This window comes from Mycobacterium sp. THU-M104 (assembly GCF_049197365.1).
Classification (GTDB): Bacteria; Actinomycetota; Actinomycetes; order Mycobacteriales; family Mycobacteriaceae; genus Mycobacterium.
Genome location: NZ_JBMIOP010000118.1, coordinates 1 through 1944, shown reverse-complemented (window position 1 = coordinate 1944; position 1944 = coordinate 1). Strand labels below are relative to the sequence as shown.

The 1944-nt window shown below is 68.8% G+C and carries 2 protein-coding genes; both read left to right on the top strand.

All coding sequences use genetic code 11. From position 1 onward, the window contains the following. The first annotated feature begins 33 nt into the window (after window positions 1-33). Entirely contained in the window at window positions 34-1182 is a 1149-nt protein-coding gene (locus ACOJVU_RS10475) for a thiolase family protein (RefSeq protein WP_421529717.1), read from the top strand. Continuing rightward, window positions 1179-1944 (top strand): enoyl-CoA hydratase-related protein (locus ACOJVU_RS10470; protein WP_421529716.1); only part of this gene is annotated, 766 nt, incomplete at its 3' end. The genes ACOJVU_RS10475 and ACOJVU_RS10470, both read left to right, overlap by 4 nt.

Genomic DNA, 1944 nt, shown 5'->3' with positions numbered 1-1944 from the left:
CTGTCGAAAACACCTGTCGAAGGAGACATCACCATGGCTGAAGCCGTCATCGTCGAGGCGGTCCGCTCACCCGTCGGCAAGCGCAACGGCGGGTTGTCCGGCGTGCACCCCGCCGACCTGTCCGCGCAGGTGCTCAACGGCCTGGTCGGCAAGGCCGGCATCGACCCCGAGATCGTCGACGACGTCATCTGGGGCTGCGTCATGCAGGCCGGCGAGCAAGCCCTCGACATCGGCCGCACCGCGCTGCTGACCGCCGGCTGGCCGGAGACCGTCCCGGGTGTGACCGTCGACCGCCAGTGCGGGTCGAGTCAGCAGTCGGTGCACTTCGCCGCGGCCGGGGTGGTCGCCGGCCACTACGACGTGGTCGTCGCCGGTGGGGTGGAGTCGATGTCGCGCACGCCGATGGGCTCGTCGCTGGCCAACGGCGGACGGCCGTACCCGGACGCGTTCATGAACCGCTACGACCGCCAGGTGCCCAACCAGGGACTCGGCGCCGAGATGATCGCCGAACAATGGGGGCTGAGCCGCACCGCGCTCGACGAGTTCTCCCTCGCTTCGCACGAAAAGGCCGCGGCAGCACAAGATTCCGGTGCCTTCGATGACCAGATCGTGGGCGTCAAGGACCAGGAAGGCGGTGTGGTGCTCAAGGACGAGGGTATCCGCCGCGGCACGTCGATGGAGAAATTGGCGTCGCTGAAGCCGGCCTTCAAGGAGGACGGCGTGATCCACGCCGGCAACTCCTCGCAGATCTCCGACGGCTCGGCCGCGCTGCTGTTCATGTCCGCAGAGAAGGCGAAGTCGTTGGGGCTCAAGCCGATCGCGCGGGTGCACACCGCTACCCTGGCCGGCGCCAACCCGGTGACAATGCTGACCGCGCCCATCCCGGCCACCCAGAAGGTCCTGCAGCGCTCCGGGCTGAGCATCGACGAGATCGGAGCCTACGAGGTCAACGAGGCCTTCGCCCCGGTCCCCTTGGCGTGGCTGAAGGACATCGGCGCCGACGAGAAGAAGCTCAACCCCAACGGCGGTGCGATCGCGCTGGGCCACCCGCTCGGCGGTTCGGGGGCGCGCCTGATGACCACACTGCTCTACCACATGCGGGACAAGGGGATTCGCTACGGCCTGCAGACGATGTGTGAGGGCGGCGGCCAGGCCAACGCCACCATCCTGGAGCTGCTGTGACGCACGGCGATACCAGCCGGCCCGCGGTGCTGGTCGAACGTCGCGGCAACGTCGCAGTCATCACCATCAACCGGCCGGAGGCCCGCAACGCGATCAACGGCGCGGTGAGCGTCGGGGTCGGCGACGCGCTCGAAGAGGCGGGGCGCGATCCCGAGGTGTGGGCCGTCGTCGTCACCGGTGCCGGTGAGAAGTCGTTCTGCGCCGGTGCCGATCTCAAGGCGATCGCGCGCCGGGAGAACCTGTATCACCCCGAACACGGGGAATGGGGCTTCGCCGGCTACGTGCACCACTTCATCGACAAGCCCACCATCGCCGCGGTCAACGGAACCGCACTGGGCGGCGGAACCGAGATCGCGATGGCCAGCGACCTGGTGGTGGCGGCCGAGGGCGCCACGTTCGGGCTGCCGGAGGTCAAGCGGGGACTCATCGCCGCGGCCGGCGGAGTCTTCCGGATCATGAACCACCTGCCCCGCAAGGTGGCCGTGGAACTGCTGATGACCGGCGAGCCGATCACGGCCACCGACGCGTGCCGGTGGGGCCTGATCAACCAGGTCGTCGCCGAGAGCCCCGAAAAAGGCTCCGTGCTCGACGCCGCGTTGGCACTCGCCGCGCGGATCACCGTCAACGCGCCGCTGTCGGTGCAGGCCAGCAAGCGCATCGCCTACGGGGTCGACGACGGCGTCATCGCCGACGAGGAACCAGGCTGGCAGCGCACTGTCCGCGAGATGCGCACCGTGCTGAAATCCGAGGACGCCAGAGAAG

Bases quoted from the DNA above. Each gene is read 5' to 3' on its own strand.
- ACOJVU_RS10475 (WP_421529717.1), top strand. From the start codon at position 34: ATGGCTGAAGCCGTCATCGTCGAGGCGGTCCGCTCACCCGTCGGCAAG.